Origin of the sequence: Allochromatium palmeri, assembly GCF_009720725.1 — a bacterium.
Lineage (GTDB): Bacteria > Pseudomonadota > Gammaproteobacteria > Chromatiales > Chromatiaceae > Thermochromatium > Thermochromatium palmeri.
The window spans coordinates 1-1,871 of the sequence record NZ_WNKT01000112.1 but is presented as its reverse complement, the minus strand read 5'-3'; the positions used below and the strand labels follow the sequence as shown (position 1 = coordinate 1,871).

Here is a 1,871-nt window from a genome sequence, read left to right as displayed (position 1 = left end):
CAGGAACCGTTCACGGCGGGTCTGGTACTTCGGCTTCGGGGCGCGTTTCTTGGGCATCGTCGTCAGGCTGAGGGCGGTGGAGAACACAGGGCACAAGGGTATCACTCAGACCCCTTCGCCAAAACGGAATTGTTCAGCGTTTCCTTAATTGGTTTTGGCTTTTAGCATTTCTCAGTTTGATGTTTTTTGTTTTTATTTTTCCTGGCTTAAGTTCAAGCCAATAAAAATTTTGAAAGGAGAAGTTGAGTGAAAAATTTAATTATAGTTTTTGCACTTTGCACATCATTTAGTGCAAATGCAGATATTTATAAATGTACAACGAACGGAAGCGTAACATATTCTAATCTTCCTTGTGAAGGTGAGAAAGTTGAGACTTATTACAAAGAAACTGAGTATGATATTCAGCGTAGAGAGATGGAAAAAAAAGAAAAAGAGCGAATTAATTTTCTGAAAAAGCAACAAGCGGAGAGGGAGCAGCAAGCGCTCCAAGTTATTAGCTTGATTGAAGCTAAACGAGTCGAGGATGCACGTGCATACGCCGAGAAATTCGGTTTAGACTTTGAAAAAGTTGTTGCTGTTTACAAACAATTATTACATGAGCAGGAAATCGATAGGCAAAGGCGCATAGCTAATAATCGTGAGATCCAAAGACGTAGAGAGCAAACCTCCTCGAATAATGAGCTAGACAGTTACCTCTCGAATAATGAGCTAGACAGTTACCTCACGTTGTTGCCTAAATCAGCATCACAGCCATCTGCACCGCTGTCATTTTCTGTGCCATCAACACCGCAATCGCTGCCATCAACACCGCAATCGCTGTATGATCCATTCTCTGGAACGAGAATGCCGCGAAGTGGCGGCGGCTACATCGATCCAAAAACTGGCACTTTTTATCATGATGTTGGTCCTGGCGTAGTAAATACAAGAACTGGTCAGTTCACGCCTACCCACTAGGAGCAACTATGCGCTCCTCAAAATACATCTAAGTTGCTGCTTGCTCAATAGTAAAAATTATGAACACAAATAACATAAAAGATTTTAAAATAAAGTTTTTGGTTTTGGCTTTAGTGTTGATCGGAATTATCTTTTTTGCCAAAAAAGCAAGCGCAGTTTTATACATGTGCCAACCTAAAAATGGGCCAATGTTTTTGCAGGAACAACCTTGTGGCGACGCAAAAGAGTTACATCGATATGGAGATCCAAAACCAGATCCAAAGCCTGTGCCTCAGCAAAAGCAATACACTGGCGATAGACTCACTGTGAATTACGAAAGTATCGATATGGAAGCTTTTGTAAATGTACTAGAAAGTTTTACAGGGATTCCGTTTGTTCTCAGGTCGCAAGTAACTGGTAATTTTCCGCTTCGAGTGAAAAATATTCCATGGGATGAGCTTTTAGATAGCGTTTTAAACGAAACTGGTTTAGTTGCGAAGTACGTCAATGGAACAATCTATATAGGATGGCCGCGTGATTTTTGATTTTTGATTGTTGACTTCATTTCGCTTAATATATCGAAATTTGTCATAATTTTAAAAATGACAAAATGCGGTAATTTTAAGTGGCTCTAGTCTGTGATTTAGGTAGTTTGTTTTCTAAATGATTTTTAAACCAGTCTAACGCAGCCAACGCTGTAGGTTTTTATTTTACATGCTGGGCAATCTATTTGATTATTGGGTAATTTATGAAAGAACAACTGCCTCATCAAATTGATGAAATTATTGTTGCTCTTAATGATATTGGCTCGCATTTGGCTCAGATGCAGAGTTTGTTGTCAAGTCAATATTTTTGGGACTCTAAGTACTTTCATTAAAAAAATTAAACAGATGAAAACGCAATTTTATATTCAGATCCATAACCATCAATAATTTCAC

At 38.9% G+C, this 1,871-nt stretch carries 2 protein-coding genes; both read left to right on the top strand.

Going from position 1 to position 1,871, the window contains the following annotated elements:
* Nucleotides 1-246: 246 nt before the first annotated feature.
* The gene (locus GJ668_RS19625; protein ID WP_155451767.1) at nucleotides 247-954 is read left to right on the top strand and encodes a DUF4124 domain-containing protein; all 708 of its coding nucleotides are present in this window, start codon (nucleotides 247-249) and stop codon (nucleotides 952-954) included.
* A gap of 59 nt (nucleotides 955-1,013) precedes the next feature.
* Nucleotides 1,014-1,478 carry a secretin and TonB N-terminal domain-containing protein gene (locus GJ668_RS19620; RefSeq protein ID WP_155451766.1) on the top strand — a complete coding sequence of 155 codons (465 nt, stop codon included), beginning with the start codon at nucleotides 1,014-1,016 and terminating at the stop codon, nucleotides 1,476-1,478.
* Nucleotides 1,479-1,871: the final 393 nt, after the last annotated feature.

Coding starts and splice junctions, on each gene's coding strand:
- GJ668_RS19620 (WP_155451766.1), top strand. CDS start 1,014: ATGAACACAAATAACATAAAAGATTTTAAAATAAAGTTTTTGGTTTTG.